Below are 20745 nucleotides of genomic sequence, written 5' to 3' on the forward strand. Positions count from 1 at the left end.
GCTCGCTTGTCACAAAGACAACGCCCCGGCCTCGTGTCCGGGGCGTTGTCTTTTGGAGCTAAAAGAATGCCGCGTATCGTCCCCGTTCTGCCGACCTTGACCGTCGCCGTGCTGCTGACGGTACTGTGCAGCCTCGGTTTCTGGCAGCTCGACCGGATGCGCCAGAAAGAGGCCATGCTGGCGCGCTATCATGCCAACAGCCTTGCGGCACCTGCGCCGCTGCCCCGGCAGATCGCCGATCCGCAAAGCTATGCCTTTCGCGCCGTGCAGCTCGACTGCGCCTTCGAGGGACCGGCCCACCTGTCGCCCGGCAGCAGCCCGAACGGACGGGCCGGCCAGCATGTCTACGCCCTTTGCCGGGAAGAGGGCCGCGCTGCGCGGGTGGTCGTTGACCTCGGCTGGGTGCCGTTCCAGGCGGACGTGCCCTTGATTGCCGGGCTGCGCGCCCGCATTGAGGGCATCGCCCGGCCATGGACCGAGCACACCTTCGTCGAGACGCTCAGCGGGTCGGCGCGGGTGTCCCCGCAGACCTTCCAGAGCGGTGGCGAGGCCGACAGCCCGATCGCGCCGGTGTTCGTGCAGGCAAGGACGATTGCCCCGCTTGAAGGGGCGAGCCTGCCGGGCATCCAGCCCAGCCCGTTGCAGGTGGAGGCGATCCCCAACAACCACCGATCCTACGCCATCCAGTGGTTCGCCTTCGCAACAATCTTGCTAATTATTTACGGCGTTTATTTGGCCCGCTGGCGCAGGTTGCAGGCAGCAGGTGCCAACGATACAGTCCGCCGCTCATAGAATCGCGATTCGGTGACAGTAACGTGAAATACAAAAGCACGCGGGGCAGCGCTCCAGTTCTGAACTTTAAAGACGTGACCCTGGCGGGCCTCGCGCGCGATGGCGGTCTCTACGTCCCCGAATCCATTCCCCAGTTCTCGGCGGACGACATCCGCGCCATGGCCGGCCTCTCCTATGTGGAGACGGCGGTGCGGGTGCTGATGCCCTACCTCGGCGACGTCATCAACGAGGCCGACCTGCGCGGGCTTTTGACCGAAGCCTACGGCCAGTTCGACCACGCCGCCGTTGCCCCGCTCAAGCAGCTGGACTCACGCCATTGGATCCTGGAGCTGTTCCACGGGCCGACGCTCGCCTTCAAGGACTTCGCCCTTCAGGTGCTTGGCCTGCTGTTCGAGCGCTTCCTCGCCGAAGACAAGCAGCACATGACCGTGGTCGGCGCAACATCGGGCGATACGGGCTCCGCCGCCATCCACGCACTGGCGGGCCGCGATAACGTTGACATCTTCATGCTGCATCCGCTGGGCCGGGTGTCCGACGTGCAGCGCCGCCAGATGACGACCGTCATGGCGCACAACGTCCACAACATCGCCATCGAGGGCACGTTCGACGACTGCCAGGCGTTGGTCAAGGCGATGTTCAACGACCAGCCGTTCCGCGACCGTTTCCGCCTGTCCGCCGTCAATTCCATCAACTGGACGCGGCTCCTGGTGCAGGTGGTCTACTACTTCTACGCCGGCGTGCGCCTCGGCGCGCCCGACCGGAAGGTGGTGTTCTCCGTGCCCACCGGCAACTTCGGCGACGTGTTCGCCGGATACATCGCGGCCCAGATGGGCCTGCCGATCGAGCAGCTCATCGTCGCCACCAACGTGAACGACATTCTGCACCGCGCGCTGAGCGAGGGCGACTATTCGGTGGGCACGGTGCAGCCCACCTGCTCGCCCTCCATGGACATTCAGGTATCCTCCAACTTCGAGCGGCTGCTGTTCGACCTGCACGACCGGGACGGCGCGGCGCTGAAGGCCACCATGGAGGGCTTCGAGAAGACCCGCCGCATGGAGCTGACGCCGGAGCAGCGCCAGCGGGCAGCCGCGCTGTTCACCTCCTTCCGCGCGGATGAGGACGAGACCGCCTACACCCTGCGTCAGGTGTGGGCGGACAGCGGCCTGCTGCTCGACCCGCACACGGCAGTCGGCGTGGCCGCCGCCTGGGCCAAGGCGCCCGAGGGCAGCGCGCCTGTCGTCACCCTTTCGACCGCCCATCCGGCCAAGTTCCGCGATGCCGTCGAGCGGGCCACCGGCCAGCGCCCGGTGATGCCGGCGCGCGCGCAAGGGCTGTTCGACCGCGAGGAGCGGTACGACGTTCTGCCGAACTCCCTGGAGGCGATCGAATCCTTCATCGCTGAACGGATCAAGGAATGACCCTCACCGTATCCAGGCTTGCCAACGGGTTGCGTGTTGCCAGTTTGGACATGCCGGGGCTGGAAACGGCCGCGGTCGGCCTTTACGTCGATACGGGCAGCCGGTTCGAGCCGGCGCCCGCGCACGGCGTTGCCCACATGCTGGAACACATGGTGTTCAAGGGCACCCGCCGCCGCTCAGCCCGGCAGATCGCCGAGGAGATCGAGGCGGTGGGCGGGCACCTCAACGCCTACACCAGCCGGGACCAGACCACCTTCTACGCCCGCATCCTCGCCGAGGACATGCCGCTGGGGCTGGACCTCGTGGCCGACCTCATCACCGAGCCCGTGCTCGACGCGCAGGAAATGAACCGGGAGCGGGAGGTGGTGCTGCAGGAGCTGTCCCAGGCGCGGGACACGCCCGACGACATCATCTTCGATGACCTGCAGGAAGCCGCCTTCGCGGGCCAGCCGCTGGGCCGCTCGATCCTGGGCACGGAGGAGACCATTCAGTCCCTCCAGCCGGAGGATGTGCGGACCTGGCTCGATGAGCACTATCGCGCCGAGTCCATGGTGCTGGCCGCCGCCGGCAAGGTGGACCACGACACCATCGTGCGCCTGGCCGAGGAGCGGCTGGGCGGCCTGCCGTCCGGCAAGCGCCCCGAGGGCTTTGCTGCCCATTACACCGGCGGCGAGGCCCGCACCTCCAAACCGCTGGAGCAGACCCACGTGACGCTGGGCCTGCCGGGCGTCAGCTACGCGGACCCGGACTATTACCCGCTGCTCATCTTTGCCACCGCGCTGGGCGGGGGCATGTCCTCCCGCCTGTTCCAGGCGGTGCGGGAAGAGCGGGGGCTGGCCTATTCCATCTATTCCTACGCCTCCAACTACGCCGAGACCGGCCTCACGACCATCTACATGGCGACCGGGCCGGAGGCGGCGGGCGACGCGGTCTCCCTGACGCTGGAAACCCTGCTGCGCTCGCTCGACGGCATGAGCGAGGAGGAGCTGCACCGGGCGCGGGCGCAGCTGAAGGCCAGCGTGTTCATGGGGCTGGAGAGCTGCTCGGGCCTCTCCGAGCAGATCGGCCGCCAGCTGCTGCTGTTCGACCGGGTGATCCCCACCAAGGAAATCATCGAGCGCATCGAATCGGCAACCGCCGAGGACGTGCGCCGGGCGGCCCAGCGCATGATCGAGGCGGGGCCCCTGTCGCTGGCAACGGTTGGCCCCTCGCGCATCGTGCCGAGCCTCAACAAACTCCAGGCCTACCTGTCATGACGCCCCCTGCTGCAAACATCGACCCCAAGCTTGAGTTGCTGATTACCGAGCCGTGGGCGGATTTCGAGCTGCTGGACAGCGGCAACGGCCGCAAGCTGGAACGCTACGGCAAGTACCGCTTCATCCGGCCCGAGCCGCAGGCGCTGTGGCAACCGGCGTTGCCCAACTGGGACGCCGACGCCGAGTTCGTGCCCGGCAGCACCGAAGACACCGGCAAGTGGCAGTTCGCGCGCCAGGTGCCCGACGCCTGGCCGCTGGCGCGCGGGGACATCCGCTTCTGGGGCTCCTGCACGCCGTTCCGCCACCTCGCGTTCTTTCCCGACATGGCCCCGCAGTGGGATTTCATGCGGCGCAAGATCGAAGGCGCGGGCGGTGAGCCCGAGGTGCTGAACCTGTTCGGCTACACCGGCCTTGCCAGCCTCATCTGCGCCGATGCGGGCGCACGCGTCACCCACGTCGATGCCTCCAAGAAGGCGATCACGGCGGCGGTCGAGAACCAAAAGCTCTCAGGGCTTACAGACAAGCCGATCCGCTGGCTGGTGGAAGACGCAGGCAAGTTTCTCGCCCGCGAGGTGCGGCGCGGCCGCACGTATCAGGGCCTCATCCTCGATCCGCCCAAGTACGGCCGAGGCCCCAAGGGCGAAATCTGGAAGCTGTTCGAGCAGCTGCCCGAACTGCTTCAGCTCTGCCGACAGGTGCTGGACAAGGACTCCCTGTTCCTCATCCTCACCGTCTACGCCATCCGCGCCTCCTCGCTCGCCTTCGCACAGGCCGTCGAGGAAGCGCTCAAGGATCTCGGCGGCCGCATCACCTTCGGCGAAATGGCCATCCGCGAGTCGTCGCAGCGTGGCAACCTCATCCCCACGGCGCTGTTCGTGCGCTGGGAAGGCGAGCGGGGTTAGGTTTTCGGGTTAGGTTTCGTGGGGGTCTATAACCCCCACACCCCCTTGTCATTTCGGAACGCACCCGGTCGCTCTGGCAGAGCGCAGGTTTGCTCCGTCGGGTGATTGTTAAAAACCTATTGACATTGGAAACGCCCCATGAGAGAAGGGATGAGCCTCGGGCGTGTTTCCGAGGGGCGTACTCGTGTTCCGGTTTGCGTGTTGTGGTTGGGCCAAATGCAAACGAAGGGAGCGCGTATGCCGGGGCTGTTCTGTTTTCTGATCCTGCTCACGCTGGCAGCAATCGTGCGCCATCCGTCCCACAAGCGCGGCCTGAAAAACGAATGGGAGTGCAGAGGGGCAAGCCCCTCTGCAAAGAAAACTTCTGGAAACCTGGAAACCCTACTTCCGGCGCGTCTGGTTCAGCACTTCGTAGACGATGACGGCCGTGGCGATGGCGACGTTGAGGCTGTCGGCCTTGCCGCGCATGGGGATTTTCACCAGCGCGTCGCATTCCTGCTCGTAGGGCTCCGGCAGGCCGGACTGTTCGTTGCCCATGAACAGGAAGGTGGGCGCGGGGTAGTCGATGGCCTGGTAGTCGTGCTCGGTGTTCAGCGACGCGCCGACGAGGAAGCCGGGGCCGGAGCGCAGCCAGGGCTGGAACTCCTCCCACTTGGCCTGCACCAGCGGCACGGTGAACAGCGCGCCCATGGAGGCGCGCACGGCCTCGACGCTGTAGGGATCGCAGCTGTTGTCGATGAGGATGACGCCGCCCGCGCCCACCGCGTCGGCGGTGCGGAGGATGGTGCCGAGGTTGCCGGGATCCTTCAGGCTTTCGCAGACGATCCAGACGTAGGAGGTGTTGCGGTCGAGGTCGGCCAGCGACTTGCCGATCTCGGTGAAGACGCCGAGCACGCTTTGCGGGTTGTCCTTGCGGGAGAGCTTGCGGAGCACGTCCGCGCTGGTCTCGATCACCTCGCCGCCTGCGGCCTCGGTTGCCTCGGCGAGGCGCTTCAGCACCGGGTGGTCGCCCATGTCCGGGCCGTGGATGAGGTAGGCCGGCGCGACGCCCGCCTCCACCGCCTCGGTGACGACGCGCATGCCCTCGGCCAGGAACAGGCCTTCGCGCACCCTGAACTTCTTCTCGTGCAGGGAATTGATGCGCTTGATGAAGGGATTGGACGGACTGGTGATGAGCTTGGACATGACCCGCACCTATACGGGCTGTGGCGGGCTTCGCAACAGAAGATGCACGGAAGGCGCCTCAGGCGTGGCCGGCCTCGCCCGAGAGCATCCGCACGTCGATGCCGATGGAGGTCATGGCGCGGGACCACTTCTGCTCTATGGGCGCATCGAACACGATGGCGCCGGTGGCCGGCGCGCTCAGCCAGCCGTGGCGGGTCAACTCCTTGTCCAGCTGGCCGGGGGCCCAGCCCGCATAGCCCAGCGCCACCAGACTCTGGGCGGGCCCGTGATGGGCGGCCATGTCGCGCAGGATATCGAGCGTGGCGGTCAGCGCGATCGTGTCGGTTACCTTGAGCGTTGAAGGCTGGGAATATTCCGCGCTGTGCAATACGAAACCGCGCGACGGCTCCACCGGCCCGCCCGCATGAACCAGCGTGTGCTCGAATTCCTCGGGCGGGTCGACCTCAAGCTGCTGCAGCAGCTCGGCGACCGAGAGCCGCTGGAAGGGGCGGTTGATGATAATGCCCATCGCGCCTTCGGCGGAATGTTGGCACACAAGAATAACCGCCCGTTCAAAACGTGGGTCGCCGATGCCGGGCATTGCCAGCAGGAGCTGTCCTTCAAGGTAGTGATCGTCGCTCATGGTCATAAGGATGATCCTACCAACCCTCGCTGGCAAGTCCTCGACATGCCATGTGTTGAGACTATAACTGGCGTGCAGTCGCAACGAGGCAGCGACAAGCCATGCCAAGAAATCAAGCGTCCTCGGAAGAAAGGGTTCCATTCATGACGATTCAGGTCGGCGACAAGATTCCCTCTGCCACGTTGATGCGTATGACCCCGGATGGTCCCGGCCCGGTGACCACCGATGAGCTTTTCGCCGGCAAGACCGTCGTGCTGTTCGCCGTGCCGGGCGCCTTCACGCCGACCTGCTCGGCCAAGCACCTGCCGGGCTTCGTGCAGAACGCCGCCGCCCTCAAGGCGAAGGGCGCCGATGAGATCGTCTGCATGGCGGTCAACGATGTGTTCGTGATGAACGCCTGGGGCAAGGACCAGGGCGTGAGCGACGAGGTGCTGCTGGTCGCCGACGGCAATGCGGACCTCACCCGCAAGCTGGGCCTGGAGATGGACGGCAGCAAGTTCGGCCTTGGCACCCGCTGCCAGCGTTTCTCGCTGATCGCCAAGGACGGCGTTGTCACCCACCTCAACGTGGAGCAGCCGGGCGAGTTCAAGGCCTCGACCGCCGAGAACACGCTGAGCCAGCTTTAAAACTATTCTGATTCTAAAGAGAAGGGCGCGCAGGCCGTTGGCAAGCGCGCCCTTTTTCGTTTTTCGTTGCCGGGTTTTCCCGAAGCCCGGCTCCGATGGCTCTAATGATGGCTTATCAGCCCAAGCTCGTCTGCCATGCCGGTGAGCCCCACCAGCCCGGCGAGGCCTGCGATCTGCTCGCCCTGCGCCGCCGTCAGGGCGCGCGGCGGCATCATCGGCAGGCATTCGAGGCAGACCGCCTGCGCGGCCCCAAGCCCGGCCACCCGCGCGGTGGCAAGCTGCACCGCCGCCGCCCGCAGCTTCTCGCCTGCGCCGGTGGCGGGCAAGGGGGCTTTGACGTGCGCGCCGGGCTGGGCCGCGCCCACCAGCTTCCGCATGATGAAACCGGCCCAGGGCTCGATCGGGTCCACGTGGACGACGCGGTATTCTTCCAGCTTGGCGCGCCGGGCGGCGGCGGCCACCGCCTGATCGAGACCGCCGAGGTGATCGACCAGCTTCAGCTCCTTGGCGGTTGCGCCGCTCCACGGACGGCCCTGGCCCACGGCATCGGCCTGGTCGATGGAGATGTTGCGGTTCTGGGAGACGACGCCGAGGAAGCGCCGGTAGGTGTTCTCGACCGTTGACTGCACGATGCGGCGCGCATCCGGGCTGAGCGGCCGGGTGAGATCGCCGATGTCCGACAGCGGCGTGGTGCCGATGCCGTCCGACTGGATGCCGACGGCATTCAGCGTGCGCTCGAACGTCGGCAGGATGCCGAACACGCCGATGGAACCGGTGATGGTGGAGGGCTCGGCCCAGATTTCATCGGTGCCCGCCGCGACCCAGTAGCCGCCGGAGGCCGCGATCGACCCCATGGAGGTGACGACCGGGAGCCCTTTCAGCCGGGCCAGCATCAGTTGCTCACGGATGGCCTCCGCCGCCGTGGCCGATCCGCCGGGGGAGTCGATGCGAACGACGAGCGCCTTGATGGAATCATCGTTCACCGCCTGGCGGATGAGCCGCGCGATGGTGTCGCCGCCCGCCATGCCCGGAGGGGCTTCGCCATCGACGATCTCGCCGCTCACGTAAATGACGCCAACCGCGTCGCCGGTCTGCTTCTCCTCGCCCGCCGTGGCGGCGACATAGGTGGGCAGATCGATCTGGTTGTAGGATGGAAGGCCGTCCATGTCCTCGCCGCTGCCGGCGACGCCCTGCACCTGCTCCACGAAGTTCGCATAGGTGCCGAGCTTGTCCACCGCCTTGGCTCTGATGGCGAACTCGGCCAGGTCGCCGCCATTGGCGGCAATGCTGTCCGCCGCGCCGTTGATGGCCGCGGTCAGGTTGAGGCCGTGCTGCTTGCGGGCGGCTTCCACGTCGCGCACGTAGGTCTGCCACAGATTGTCGTAGAGCGATTGCAGGGAAACGCGCGCCGGCTCCGACATGCCTGCGCGGGTATAGGGCTCGATGAAGGATTTATATTTTCCGGCCTGGAAAACGTTGACCGTCACCTTCAGCCGGTCGAGGGCGTCCTTCAGGTAGACATTATATTGGCCGTAGCCGCGCAGCAGGAGGCCGCCCATCGGGTGCAGCCAGACCTCGTCCGCCAGGCTCGCCAGGTAATACTGCGGCTCGGTGTAATAGCGGCCATAGGCATAGATGGGCTTGCCCGATTTCTTGAAGCGCTCGAGCGCATCGCCCACCGCTTCCAGCGCGCCGGGGCCCGCGCCGTAAAAGCCGTCCAGCTCCAGCGTCAATGCCGATATCCGCTTGTCCTTCGCCGCGCGGTCGATGCCCTTTACCACGTCGCGCAGCAGCGTCTCTGGAATCAGGCCCTCGCCGCCGCCCAGAAGCGCAAGCGGATCGGCCGCCGAGCGTTGCTCGACCAGATATCCGTCAAGCCTGACGAGCAGCGCCGCCTTGTCGGGCACCGCCGTTTCCGTTTCCGGGGAAAGAAGCGCGATGACCCCAAGAAGGATCACGATGGCGATAATGCCGAAGACCAGATCCTTGAGAGCGACAAACGCGCGCCAGAGCATTTTCAGAAAATCGAGCATGTCACCGCCAATCGGACATGATGAATAAATGAAGCAGACAAATAGACCGGACAGACCGGCCGGCAATTCCTGGCGCCTGTCGTGCCCGGCGGAGGGATTGTCGCCCGCCGCATCGGACATTACCTTATTTATCGCGACATTAAATGCTCTTCCTCCGGAATAAATCCGGGGGCGGGTTCTTGACTCGGCAAAAATGCAACCTCATATGCCAGAAGGACGTTAGCACTCGAATTGCTCGAGTGCTAACGCCGCGACTTTTTATGCAACCGACCCGGGGGCCGCTGTGGGTCTGGTCCTCGTTGAAGAACGAAGAGGTGACTGCATGTCTTTCCGTCCCCTGCACGATCGAGTGCTGGTGCGTCGTGTCGAGTCCGAGGAAAAGACCGCCGGTGGCATCATTATCCCCGATAGCGCCAAGGAAAAGCCGCAGGAGGGTATTATCGTTGCTGTCGGTTCCGGCACGCGCGATGAGGCTGGCAACGTCACGCCGCTGGACGTGAAGCCGGGGGACCGTGTGCTGTTCGGCAAGTGGTCCGGCACCGAAGTCAAGATCGACGGCGAAGAGCTGCTGATCATGAAAGAGACGGACGTGATGGGCGTCATCGAGGGTGTCCCGGCTCCGAAGGCCGCGCCGAAGGCTGTCGCCGCCAAGGCTGCCCCGAAAGCTGCTGCCGCTGCGCCGGCTCCGGCCAAGCGCGGCCGCCCCAAGGGTTCGACCAAGGCTGCTGCTCCGGCCCCGGCCAAGCGCGGCCGCCCGAAGAAGAAGTAAATCCGGCCTGTTCGGCTGAGAGATTCCCCGATTCTGTTTTTTAAGGAGCTGATATAATGGCAGCCAAAGAGGTAAAATTCGCCCGCGACGCCCGCGAGCGCATTCTGCGCGGCGTGGACATTCTGGCGGACGCCGTGAAGGTGACCCTGGGCCCGAAGGGCCGCAACGTGGTCATCGAGAAGTCGTTCGGCGCGCCGCGCATCACGAAGGACGGCGTGTCGGTCGCCAAGGAAATCGAACTGAAGGACAAGTTCGAGAACATGGGCGCGCAGATGGTCCGTGAAGTGGCCTCGCGCACCAACGACCTGGCCGGCGACGGCACCACCACCGCCACCGTGCTGGCCCAGGCCATTGTCCGCGAGGGCATGAAGTCGGTGGCCGCTGGCATGAACCCGATGGACCTGAAGCGCGGCATTGATCTTGCCGTCATCAAGGTCATCGAAGACCTGCAGAAGCGTTCGCGCCCGGTGAAGAACAACGCCGAGATCGCCCAGGTCGGCACCATCTCCGCCAACGGTGAGGCCGAAATCGGCAAGATGATCGCCCAGGCCATGGACAAGGTCGGCAAGGAAGGCGTCATCACCGTTGAAGAGGCCAAGGGCCTCGAGAGCGAGCTGGACGTCGTTGAGGGCATGCAGTTCGACCGCGGCTACCTCAGCCCCTACTTCATCACCAACCCGGAGAAGATGCTCGTCGAGCTGGAGAACCCCTACGTTCTCATCTTCGAGAAGAAGCTCTCCAACCTCCAGTCCATGCTGCCGATCCTCGAAGGCGTGGTGCAGTCTGGCCGTCCGCTCCTTATCATCGCTGAGGACGTGGAAGGCGAGGCGCTGGCCACCCTCGTCGTCAACCGTCTGCGCGGTGGCCTGAAGGTCGCTGCCGTGAAGGCTCCGGGCTTCGGCGATCGCCGCAAGGCCATGCTGGAAGACATCGCCATCCTCACCAATGGCGAGCTGGTCTCCGAAGACCTGGGCATCAAGCTTGAGAACGTCACGCTCAACATGCTTGGCCGCGCCAAGAAGGTGACGATCGACAAGGAAAACACCACGATCGTCGGCGGCGCCGGCAAGCCGGTCGACATCAAGGCCCGCGTCGAGCAGATCCGCGCCCAGATCGAGACCACCACGTCGGACTACGACCGTGAGAAGCTCCAGGAGCGTCTCGCCAAGCTGGCCGGCGGCGTGGCCGTAATCAAGGTTGGCGGCGCGACCGAGGTCGAGGTGAAGGAGCGCAAGGACCGCGTGGACGATGCGCTGCACGCCACCCGCGCCGCGGTTGAGGAAGGCATCGTGCCGGGCGGCGGTACCGCCCTGCTGTACGCCACCCGCGCGCTCGACAAGCTGAAGGGCCAGAACGACGACCAGACCCGCGGCGTCGACATCGTCCGCAAGGCGCTGCAGGCCCCGATCCGTCAGATCGCCGAGAACGCCGGTTTCGACGGCGCGGTGGTTGCCGGCAAGCTGCTGGACAGCAAGGGCGCCGAGATCGGCTTCAACGCCCAGACCGAGAAGTACGAGGATCTGGTGAAGTCCGGCGTCATCGACCCGACCAAGGTCGTTCGCACGGCTCTGCAGGATGCTGCTTCGGTTGCGGGTCTCCTCATCACCACCGAGGCGACCATTGCCGAACTGCCGCGCGAGGAAGCCGCGGCTCCGGCGATGCCGGGCGGCATGGGCGGCATGGGCGGCATGGACTTCTAAGGCGGTTTGCGACCTGCTCGGTGAGCAGGTCGCCCGCTTTGGTTGTTTGGTTGGTCGCACTTTTGTTCACCGCAGGGCATGCGCCCTGCTCGAAAGCTGCTCCAGCTCGTTCCACCGGAACGCCAAAGACTGGAAGGGCCGCCGGAGAAATCCGGCGGCCTTTTCTTTTGCAGCCCTCCATCCAGCCACCGGATCAGGCGGGCCGTCCTAATATTCCAGGCAATATTGCAGTATATGCGCCTCCCTCTGTCGCCGGGATCAGGGATAGGATGATCGCCGACGGGATGAGCCCATCCGCGCCCCAAAGGGCCTCCCGTCCGATGGCCAGGGAAGTGGGAGGTCCAGTTCCGCGTAAAGTCCCCGAGAGATCCGGCACGCTGCCTGCACCAGCACCCGGATCTGGCAAGGGCGGAACTGGACTCCTCTTCCTCTTCTTCTTCCGGTCTGCCTTCTGCGAATTTCCTTCCTGCAGCTGTTGCTGGAAAGCCAAGGACTCTGGTTAAGGCAATATTCTTATTGTAATTATATTGCTCCGCCTCGCTTGGGGGATATGATGACGGGCATTCATCAACCTTCCGAGCGAGTGCCTTATGACAGCCTTGCGCGCGGCCATGGCCGCCCTTCTTCTCTCCGCCTCGTCCGCGGCTGCGCTGATGCCGGCCATGGGCGTATCCGCCGCTTCGGCCGCCGAGGCCGGCACGGCGCTGCCGCACTATTCCCCGCGCGACCTGTTCGACCTGGAATATGCGGACGACCCGCAGATCTCCCCGGACGGCCGCCACATCGTCTACGTGCGCGTCAGCAACGACATCATGACCGATCGTGCGCGCCGGAACCTGTGGATCATCGACACGCAAACGGGCGAGCAGCGGCCCATTCTCTCGGGCACCGACAGCTATTCCAGCCCGCGCTGGTCGCCGGATGGCAAGCGGCTGGCCTATATCTCATCGACGGGCGGCTCAGCCCAGATCTATGTGCGCTGGATGGACACCGGCCAGACCGCGCGCGTGACCAACCTGCCCGAGGGGCCGTCCAACCTCGCCTGGTCGCCGGATGGCAAGTGGCTGGCCTTCACCATGTTCGTGCCGGAGGACAAGAAGCCGCTCGCCGCCATGCCGCCCAAGCCCGAAGGGGCCAAGTGGGGCGATGCGCCGCGCGTGATCGACGACGTGATCTACCGCGTGGACGGCGCCGGCTATCTGGAAAGCGGTTTCAGCCAGGTGTTCCTCGCGCCGAGCGAAGGCGGCAGCCCGCGCCAGCTGACCACCGGCCACTTCGACCACGACGGCACCCCGACCTGGGCGCCGGACGGCAAGAGCCTCCTCATCTCCGCCAACCGGCGCGACGATGCGGTTTATAATCTGAACAACAGCGAGGTCTATGAAATCACCCTCGCGACCGGCGGCATCCGCCAGCTGACCGACCGCAACGGGCCGGACGGCCGCCCGATCGTCTCGCCCGATGGCAAGCACATCGCCATCATCGGCTATGACGACCAGAAGCTGGGTTACCAGATCGCCCGGCTGGAAGTGATGGACCGCGACGGCAAGAACCGGCGCGTGATCTCCGCCAATCTGGATCGGGACGTGGACAACCCGGTGTGGCGGGAAGACGGCAAGGGCTTCTATTTCCAGTATGACGACAAGGGCGTCACCCGCCTCGCGGAAATCAGCCTCGACGGCCGCGTGCGCGACCTCGCCGCCAACCTCGGCGGCACGGATCTCGGCCGTCCCTACGGCAGCGGCAGCTTCTCGGTCTCGAAGACCGGCAAGATCGCCTTCCTCACCACCAACCCGAAGCGGCCGGCCGACGTTGCCCTCTACAGCGGCGGCAAGGTGCGCCAGCTGACCGGCCTGAACGAGGACGTGCTCGCCTACCGCGATCTCGCCGACGCTGAGGAAATGTGGGTGAAGTCCTCCGCCGATGGGCGCGATATCCAGGCGTGGCTGATGAAGCCGCCGGGGTTCGACCCCAACAAGAAGTATCCGCTGATCCTTGAGATTCACGGCGGCCCGTTCGCCAACTATGGCCCGCGCTTCGGCGCGGAGATGCAGGCCTATGCGGCGGCGGGCTATGTGGTGGTCTATGCCAACCCGCGCGGCTCGACCAGCTATGGCGAGGCCTTCGGCAACCTCATCCACCACAACTACCCGAGCCAGGACTATGACGACCTGATGAGCGTGGTGGACGCGGTCATCGCCAAGGGCTTCGTCGATGACAAGAACCTGTTCGTCACCGGCGGCTCGGGCGGCGGCGTGCTCACCGCATGGATCGTCGGCAAGACCGACCGTTTCCGCGCGGCGGTCGTCTCCAAGCCGGTCATTAACTGGACCAGCTTCGCCCTGACGGCGGACATGGCGCCCTTCTTCACCCAATACTGGTTCCCGGCCATGCCGTGGGAAGCGCACGAGCAGTACTGGAAGCGCTCGCCGCTGTCCCTCGTCGGCAACGTGAAGACGCCGACCATGCTGCTGACCGGCGAATCCGACTACCGCACGCCGATGTCCGAAACGGAGCAGTACTATCAGGCGCTGAAGCTGCGCCGGGTGGACACCGCCATGGTCCGTATCCCCGATGCCTCGCACGGCATGTCCAGCCGCCCGACCCAGCTTATCGCCAAAAACCTCAACATCCTCGCCTGGTTCGAGAAATATCGTACCCAGATCCCGGCGAGCGAGGGCGCGGCCAACGTGGCGGCGCAGTAATTCAGGGAATTGTTAGCAGGGGGACCTTGTTCCCCCTGCGACCCCCTGTTCGTTTTGAGAGGGCCGTGTCCTGCATCCAGGGGCGCGGCCCTTTCGTTTGGTCAATTCAAAGGGCGCGACGGTTGCTACCGCACGTCCCTAAAGGACTGGGTGCAGGGGACTGAGTCCCCTGCAAAGAAAAAAGGCAGCCCGTGGGCTGCCTTTCCCGGTTCGCTAAAACGGCAACCTGCTCAGCTGCGGTAGTCGCCGTTGATGCTGATGTATCCGTGGGTGAGGTCGCAGGTGTAGACCGTGGCCGAGGCGTCGCCGACGCCCACGTCCACGTCGATCACCACGTCGCGGCCCTTGAGGTGTTCAGCGACTGGGCCTTCGTCGTAGCCTTCAACGCGCAGGCCGTCCCGGCAGATGGTGGTGCCGCCGAAGGCGACCGACAGCCTGTTCGGGTCGATGAGCGGCCCGGCCTTGCCGACGGCCATGACGACGCGGCCCCAGTTGGCGTCCGCGCCCGCAATGGCGGTCTTCACCAGCGGCGAGTTGCCGATGGACAGGCCCAGCGTCCGGGCGTCCTCGAAGGTTTGCGCGCCCGAGACGTTGATGGTGATGAACTTCTGCGCGCCTTCGCCGTCCTTCACCACCAGCGTGGCCAGCTCCAGGCAGGCGTCGAACAGCCTGGCCCGGAAGTCGGCAAGGCGCGGGTCGTCGGCCGATGTCACCGGGCCGTGGGCGGCTGCGCCTGTTGCAAACAGCTGCACCGTGTCGGAGGTGGAGGTGTCGCCGTCCACCGTGATGCAGTTGAAGGTCTTCTCCACCGCCTCGTGCAGCAGGGCGTCGAGCACGTCGGCGGGAAGCCTGGCATCGGTGAACAGGTAGCCGAGCATGGTCGCCATGTTGGGCTGGATCATGCCCGAGCCCTTCACGAAGCCCGAGATGTTGACCGCCACGCCGTCGATGACGGCGGTCTGGCTGGTGCCCTTGGGGTAGGTGTCGGTGGTCATGATGGCGCGGGCGGCCGCTTCCCACACGTTCGCCTCGGCGCTTTCCAGCGCGGCGGGCAGGGCCTGGATGAGCTTGCTCGCCGGGAAGGGCTCGCCGATCACGCCGGTGGCGGAGAACTGCACCTCTTCCGGCGCGCAGCCGAGGTGGCCCGCCAGCCCCTCGGCGATGGCGCGGCAGGCGCGGTCGCCGTCCGCTCCCGTGCCGGCGGTGGAGTTGCCGGCGGTCACGATCAGCGCGCGGGCGTGGCCCTTGGCCGCCTGCAGGGCGTTGCGGCACCAGTGGACGGCCGGGCTGGCAGTCAGCGACTTGGTGTAGACGCCCGCAAGCGTGGTGCCTTCGGGGAAGAGGGCTACCAGCAGGTCATTGCGCCCCGGCTTGTAGCGGATGCCGGCATAGGTCATGCCGAACCGCACGCCGGTAACGGGCAGGAGATCAGGGAAACGGGCAGGGGCGAGCGGGGAGACCGCAAGATCTTTGGCCATCGGCGTTATCCGTTGAACAGGACCCCAGGGGGTCGGAACATTCATGCGCCGGGAACAGCGGCGCCGGGGGACACTGGCGAAGGACGCAAGGTTTTGCAATTGCCGGAATGAAGCCCAGACCGCGAAATCTGCCGTGAAATCACCCGCGCCGGGTGCGCCAGCGCTGGGCGAGGCGCCAGCGCCAGAGCATGTCCACCGCGAAGTAGCTGACGAGAGAGCAGGCAACGGCGATGGCGAAGAGGCCGATGGCGGTTGCGCCCAGGATCATCGGGGCATCCGACCACAGCGAGCCGAGGGAGTTGAGCACCTCCCGGTGCTCGTCCGCCAGGCCCAGCAGGTGCAGCAGCCTCATGCCGATATAATGGGCGAAATACAGAATGGGCGGGGTGGTGAGGGGGTTGGTGATGAAGGTCGCCAGCGCCGCCACCGTCACGTTGGCGCGGAACGGCACCGAGGCCAGGGCCGCAAACACGGTCTGCGCGATGGGCGTCATGAACGCCACGAACATGCCGATGGCCACGCCCCGCGCCACCGAGCGACGGTTGAGATGCCAAAGGGCGCCGTGCCCGAAATAGTGGGCAAACGGGCGGACGAAGCGAGATTCGAGGATCTCCTCACGCTTTGGCAGGCGCTTTTTCCAGAACGACATGGTGTAACTCGAAACGATACGGGGGGCGTGCAAGCCTTATGACCCATTCTGCTAGGGCGGAGAAGTGACTAAGCAGTTACACTCCGCCCACACGCCGCAAAAATTCAGGCAGCTGGGCCGCAGGCGGGTTTGGCCAGGCCCGGTTTGGAGAGGCAACGTTGACAGTTTCCCGAGGGGTTCCTATCTGCAGGGGGCTATATCGGGTTTCAAAGGGCTGTTCTCAAGCCTCGGGGTCCGCTAAACAGCCCATTCATTTATCCAATACTGGGGTAACTTCATGCTCGGATTGGGCGCGATCGCTCGGCGTATTTTCGGTTCGTCAAACGATCGCTATGTAAAATCGCTGCGGTCTCTGGTCGCTCAAATCAACGCTCTTGAGCCGGAAATCTCGGCCTTGTCCGACGACGCGCTCAAGGCGCAGACGGACAAGTTCAAGGCGCGCCTGGCCGCGGGCGAGTCGTTGGACGACCTCCTGCCGGAGGCCTTCGCCACCGTGCGCGAGGCTGCCAAGCGCGTGCTCGGCCAGCGCCACTACGACGTGCAGATGATCGGCGGTATCGTGCTGCATCGGGGCGAGATCGCCGAGATGCGGACCGGCGAAGGCAAGACGCTGGTCGCCACCCTGCCGTGCTATCTCAACGCGCTCACCGGCAAGGGCGTCCACGTGGTCACGGTCAACGACTACCTGGCCAGCCGCGACGCCGGCACCATGGGGCGGATCCACAACTTCCTCGGCCTCAGCGTCGGCGTCATCGTTCACGGCCTGACCGACGAGGAACGCCGCAGCGCCTACGCTGCCGACATCACCTACGGCACGAACAACGAGTTCGGCTTCGATTACCTGCGCGACAACATGAAGTATTCGCTGGAGCAGATGGTCCAGCGGCCCTTCAGCTTCGCCATCGTCGACGAGGTGGACTCCATTCTCATCGACGAGGCGCGCACGCCGCTCATCATCTCCGGCCCCACCGAGGACAAGTCGGAGCTGTACATTCAGGTCGACGCCATCGTGAAGCAGCTGGTGGCGGAGGACTACGAGGTCGACGAGAAGCAGAAGTCCGTCATCCTGACCGAGGGCGGCACCGAGAAGGCCGAGCGCATGCTCGAGGCCGCCGGGCTGCTGAAGTCGGAGAACCTCTACGATTTCGAGAACACCCAGGTGGTGCACCACCTGAACCAGGCCCTGCGTGCCAACGTGCTGTTCCACCGCGAGACGGATTACATCGTCCGCAACGGCAAGGTCGTCATCATCGACGAGTTCACCGGCCGCATGATGGAAGGCCGCCGCTGGTCGGAAGGCCTGCACCAGGCGGTGGAAGCCAAGGAAGGCGTGGAGATCCAGCCGGAGAACCAGACGCTGGCCTCCATCACCTTCCAGAACTACTTCCGCATGTACCCCAAGCTGGCGGGCATGACCGGCACGGCCGCGACCGAGGCGCAGGAATTCTTCGACATCTACAAGCTGAATGTCGTTGAGATCCCGACCAACGTGCCGGTGCAGCGCCGCGACGAACACGACGAGTTCTACCGCACCGCGCAGGAGAAGTTCGCCGCCATCGTCAAGGGCATCCGCGCCGCGCAGGAGCGGGGCCAGCCGGTGCTGGTGGGCACGGTCTCCATCGAGAAGTCCGAGCTGCTCTCCGAGCACCTGAAGAAGGAAGGCGTGCCGCACACGGTGCTGAACGCCCGCTATCACGAGCAGGAAGCGCACATCGTGGCGCAGGCGGGCCGCAAGGGCGCGGTCACCATCGCCACCAACATGGCGGGCCGCGGCACCGACATTCAGCTGGGCGGCAACGTCGACTTCCGCCTGAACGATGAATATGGCGACGTCACGGATCCGGACGAGATCGCTCGCATCCGCGAGAAGCTTATCGCCGAGGTGGAAGCCGAGCGCCAGGAAGTGCTGGCGGCGGGCGGTCTGTTCGTGCTGGGCACCGAGCGGCACGAGAGCCGGCGCATCGACAACCAGCTGCGCGGCCGCGCCGGCCGTCAGGGCGACCCCGGCCTCTCCAAGTTCTACCTGTCGCTGCAGGATGACCTGCTTCGCATCTTCGGGCCGCAGACCCGCATGGACGCCATGCTGGTGCGCCTTGGCCTGCAGGAAGGCGAGGCCATCATCCATCCGTGGATCAACAAGGCCATCGAGAAGGCGCAGCACAAGGTCGAGGCGCGGAACTACGACATCCGCAAACAGCTGCTCCAGTACGACGACGTGATGAACGACCAGCGCAAGGTGGTCTACGAACAGCGCCGCGACATCATGGAGTCCGAATCGGTCACCGACATCGTCAACGACATGCGGGCCGAGACGATCAACATGATTATCGCCGACGCCTGCCCGCCCAACACCTATCCCGAGCAGTGGAACGTGGAGGGCCTCAAGGCCGAGGTGGAGCGCATCTTCGGCCTGGCCTTGCCGATCGACGCCTGGGTGCAGGAAGAGGCGGTCGATCCGGTGATGCTGGAGGAGCGGATCGCGGCGGCGGCTGCGGTTCAGATCCAGGAGAAGGTGGCCCAGGTCGGCGAGGACCTGTGGCGGCAGATCGAGAAGAGCCTGCTGCTTCAGGCGATCGACCAGCACTGGAAGGAGCATCTGGCGACGCTCGATGCGCTGCGCCAGGTCATCCACCTGCGGGCCTATGCCCAGCGCAACCCGCTGAACGAATACAAGTCGGAAGCCTTCGCCCTGTTCGAGCGCATGCTGACGGCCGTGCGGGCGCACGTCTCGGAGCTGACCTCCAGGGTTCAGTTCCAGGCGCCGCCGCCGCTGGAGCTGCCCGAGGACATGACGCCGACGCACATCGACCCCTTCACGGGCGAGAACGATGCGGCGCCGGTGCCCGAGTTCTCCTTCGGCACGATGCCAGTCGGCGTGATGACCATGGCCGCGCTGACGCCCCAGGAGGTGGAGAACGCGCGGGCGGTGGCCGACCAGTACGGGCCGGAGTTCAATCCGGAGGATACGTCCACGTGGGAGCATCTGGTCTCCCGCAACGCGCCGTGCCCGTGCGGGTCCGGCCGCAAGTTCAAGCACTGCCACGGGCGCGACTGAGACGCGCAGAGCACGTTACGAGGCGCGGGGGGCGGCAACGCCTCCGCGTCTTGCTTTTGCATGCCTGTGCCCCGGCAGGCAGGCGCGCCGTGCTGACGCGAACGGCGGTCTCCGGAATCGGCCGCTTTTCCTTGTGCGGTCAGGCTCGGCCTGCTGGCTGCGAATCCCCCGAACGCGTGATTCGCGAACCCGCCTGAATGGCGGGGGCACGGGGGCGAATCTATGGTCGCCAGCTGTCGGCCGGGCGCGCGATCGCGCCTCTTTTCCACAGGTCAAGGGCCTGATCCGGCGGGCTGCGGCCCCGGCTTCCGTCGGCCCGGGGCTTGTTTGAGGCTGATGTTGTACGGACCCTTTCAATGCAGTTCAAATTTTGCTAATTTTCTTGCGCTCCGGTGCTTGGCAACGGGGCAAGCCGGGCAGCTTCGGGCGGCCCGCCGATCAGCCTGCTTTGGAAGAATCCCGTTGACGGGGCGCAGCCACGGCAATATAAGCCGCCGTCGCTCGCGGGTTGGTGGTCGGCGTACGTCCGAAACGCTGCCTGGTACGAGCTTGAGAGCTGACAGACGGAGTTGTATTGCGCGCTGGCCTCTGGAAGGGCTGGAAAAGGCGGCCCGTCCGGGCTCCGTTTTTTTATGCGCAAGCCTGCTTCGTTGAGGGGCAGATAGAGATTGTGAGGCGGTAAAGGATGCCGACGATTAACCAGCTGGTCCGCAAGGGCCGCGAACCGCAGAAGGCTCGCAACAAGGTGCCGGCCATGGAGGCCTGCCCCCAGAAGCGTGGCGTCTGCACGCGTGTCTACACGACGACCCCGAAGAAGCCGAACTCGGCGCTTCGTAAGGTCGCCAAGGTGCGTCTGACCAACGGTTACGAAGTGATCGGCTACATCCCGGGTGAAGGTCACAACCTTCAGGAGCACTCCGTCGTGCTCATCCGCGGCGGCCGCGTAAAGGACTTGCCGGGTGTGCGCTATCACATCCTGCGCGGTGTGCTCGATACTCAGGGCGTCAAGGACCGTCGCCAGAGCCGTTCCAAGTACGGCGCCAAGCGGCCGAAATAAGGAGTTTGACCGATGGCTCGTCGTCGTCGTCCAGAAAAGCGCGAAGTTCTCCCCGATCCGAAGTTCGGGGATGTCGTGCTGACCAAGTTCATGAACAGCGTTATGGAACAGGGCAAGAAGTCGGTTGCCGAGCGCATCCTGTACGGTGCCCTTGATTCCATCGAAGCTCGCCTGAAGCGCGAGCCGATGGAGGTGTTCCACACCGCTCTCGACAACGTGCGCCCGGGCATCGAAGTCCGCTCGCGCCGTGTCGGTGGCGCCACCTATCAGGTTCCGGTGGAAGTCCGTCCGGAGCGCGCCCAGGCCCTGGCCATCCGCTGGCTGGTGCAGGCTGCCCGCAACCGCTCGGAGAACACCATGGCCGCCCGCCTGTCGGCCGAGCTCATCGACGCATCGAACAACCGTGGCACTGCAGTGAAGAAGCGTGAAGACACGCACCGCATGGCTGAAGCCAACCGGGCGTTCTCGCACTACCGCTGGTAAACTGTTCGCCCAAGG

Annotated in this window: 15 protein-coding genes and 1 pseudogene; 11 read left to right on the plus strand and 5 right to left on the minus strand. The window is 65.3% G+C overall.

Features of this window, described 5'->3' with window-relative positions; genetic code table 11:
* Positions 1-66: 66 nt before the first annotated feature.
* The 4 genes from L0C21_RS03505 to L0C21_RS03520 are packed head-to-tail and all read left to right on the plus strand — an operon-like array spanning position 67 to position 4368.
* A complete protein-coding gene (locus L0C21_RS03505; RefSeq protein ID WP_259277044.1) occupies positions 67-792 on the plus strand; it encodes an SURF1 family protein in 726 nt (241 codons plus the stop codon).
* A 23-nt stretch (positions 793-815) separates the two neighbouring features.
* Positions 816-2210 carry a threonine synthase gene (gene thrC, locus L0C21_RS03510; RefSeq protein WP_259277045.1) on the plus strand — a complete coding sequence of 465 codons (1395 nt, stop codon included), beginning with the start codon at positions 816-818 and terminating at the stop codon, positions 2208-2210.
* The gene (locus L0C21_RS03515) at positions 2207-3466 is read left to right on the plus strand and encodes a M16 family metallopeptidase (protein ID WP_259277046.1); all 1260 of its coding nucleotides are present in this window, start codon (positions 2207-2209) and stop codon (positions 3464-3466) included. The genes thrC and L0C21_RS03515 overlap by 4 nt, the downstream gene beginning before the upstream one ends.
* On the plus strand, positions 3463-4368 hold the full coding sequence (locus tag L0C21_RS03520) for a class I SAM-dependent rRNA methyltransferase (RefSeq protein ID WP_259277047.1): 906 nt from the start codon (positions 3463-3465) through the stop codon (positions 4366-4368). The genes L0C21_RS03515 and L0C21_RS03520 overlap by 4 nt, the downstream gene beginning before the upstream one ends.
* Before the next feature lie 381 nt (positions 4369-4749).
* Here L0C21_RS03520 and L0C21_RS03525 read toward each other — a convergent pair whose 3' ends face one another.
* Together L0C21_RS03525 and L0C21_RS03530 are read right to left on the minus strand one after the other, a co-directional pair.
* A complete protein-coding gene (locus L0C21_RS03525) occupies positions 4750-5553 on the minus strand; it encodes a TrmH family RNA methyltransferase (RefSeq protein WP_259277048.1) in 804 nt (267 codons plus the stop codon).
* 58 nt (positions 5554-5611) lie between these two features.
* Positions 5612-6175: a YqgE/AlgH family protein gene (locus L0C21_RS03530; RefSeq protein WP_259278807.1), complete on the minus strand. Its 564-nt coding sequence runs from the start codon at positions 6173-6175 to the stop codon at positions 5612-5614.
* 143 nt (positions 6176-6318) lie between these two features.
* On the opposite strand from L0C21_RS03530, the gene L0C21_RS03535 reads away from it, so the two are divergent.
* Entirely contained in the window at positions 6319-6801 is a 483-nt protein-coding gene (locus tag L0C21_RS03535) for a peroxiredoxin (RefSeq protein WP_259277049.1), read from the plus strand.
* Positions 6802-6902: 101 nt separating this feature from the next.
* Here the strand turns inward: L0C21_RS03535 and sppA are convergent, their stop codons facing one another.
* Entirely contained in the window at positions 6903-8834 is a 1932-nt protein-coding gene (gene sppA, locus L0C21_RS03540; protein WP_259277050.1) for a signal peptide peptidase SppA, read from the minus strand.
* Positions 8835-9156: 322 nt separating this feature from the next.
* On the opposite strand from sppA, the pseudogene L0C21_RS03545 reads away from it, so the two are divergent.
* From L0C21_RS03545 to L0C21_RS03555, 3 genes and pseudogenes are all read left to right on the plus strand, one after another.
* Positions 9157-9438 (plus strand): annotated as a pseudogene (locus L0C21_RS03545) (co-chaperone GroES); the annotation flags it as partial.
* 221 nt (positions 9439-9659) lie between these two features.
* Positions 9660-11303, plus strand: coding sequence for a chaperonin GroEL (gene groL, locus L0C21_RS03550; RefSeq protein WP_259277051.1), 1644 nt, complete (start codon positions 9660-9662; stop codon positions 11301-11303).
* 590 nt (positions 11304-11893) lie between these two features.
* Positions 11894-14008, plus strand: a complete 2115-nt coding sequence (locus tag L0C21_RS03555) for an alpha/beta hydrolase family protein (RefSeq protein ID WP_259277052.1) — start codon at positions 11894-11896, stop codon at positions 14006-14008.
* Positions 14009-14238: 230 nt separating this feature from the next.
* Here the strand turns inward: L0C21_RS03555 and argJ are convergent, their stop codons facing one another.
* A complete protein-coding gene (argJ, locus tag L0C21_RS03560) occupies positions 14239-15486 on the minus strand; it encodes a bifunctional glutamate N-acetyltransferase/amino-acid acetyltransferase ArgJ (RefSeq protein WP_259277053.1) in 1248 nt (415 codons plus the stop codon).
* A gap of 139 nt (positions 15487-15625) precedes the next feature.
* Positions 15626-16135, minus strand: coding sequence for a DUF2062 domain-containing protein (locus L0C21_RS03565; protein ID WP_259277054.1), 510 nt, complete (start codon positions 16133-16135; stop codon positions 15626-15628).
* A gap of 277 nt (positions 16136-16412) precedes the next feature.
* On the opposite strand from L0C21_RS03565, the gene secA reads away from it, so the two are divergent.
* The 3 genes from secA to rpsG all read left to right on the plus strand — a co-directional run bounded on the left by secA (position 16413) and on the right by rpsG (position 20730).
* Positions 16413-19190: a preprotein translocase subunit SecA gene (gene secA / locus L0C21_RS03570; RefSeq protein ID WP_259277055.1), complete on the plus strand. Its 2778-nt coding sequence runs from the start codon at positions 16413-16415 to the stop codon at positions 19188-19190.
* Positions 19191-19875: 685 nt separating this feature from the next.
* Complete coding sequence (gene rpsL / locus L0C21_RS03575) at positions 19876-20247, plus strand: 30S ribosomal protein S12 (RefSeq protein ID WP_259277056.1); 372 nt, start codon at positions 19876-19878, stop codon at positions 20245-20247.
* A gap of 12 nt (positions 20248-20259) precedes the next feature.
* Positions 20260-20730, plus strand: a complete 471-nt coding sequence (rpsG, locus tag L0C21_RS03580; protein WP_259277057.1) for a 30S ribosomal protein S7 — start codon at positions 20260-20262, stop codon at positions 20728-20730.
* The last annotated feature ends 15 nt before the right edge of the window (positions 20731-20745 follow it).

This window comes from Pedomonas mirosovicensis, from assembly GCF_022569295.1.
GTDB lineage: Bacteria > Pseudomonadota > Alphaproteobacteria > Sphingomonadales > Sphingomonadaceae > Pedomonas > Pedomonas mirosovicensis.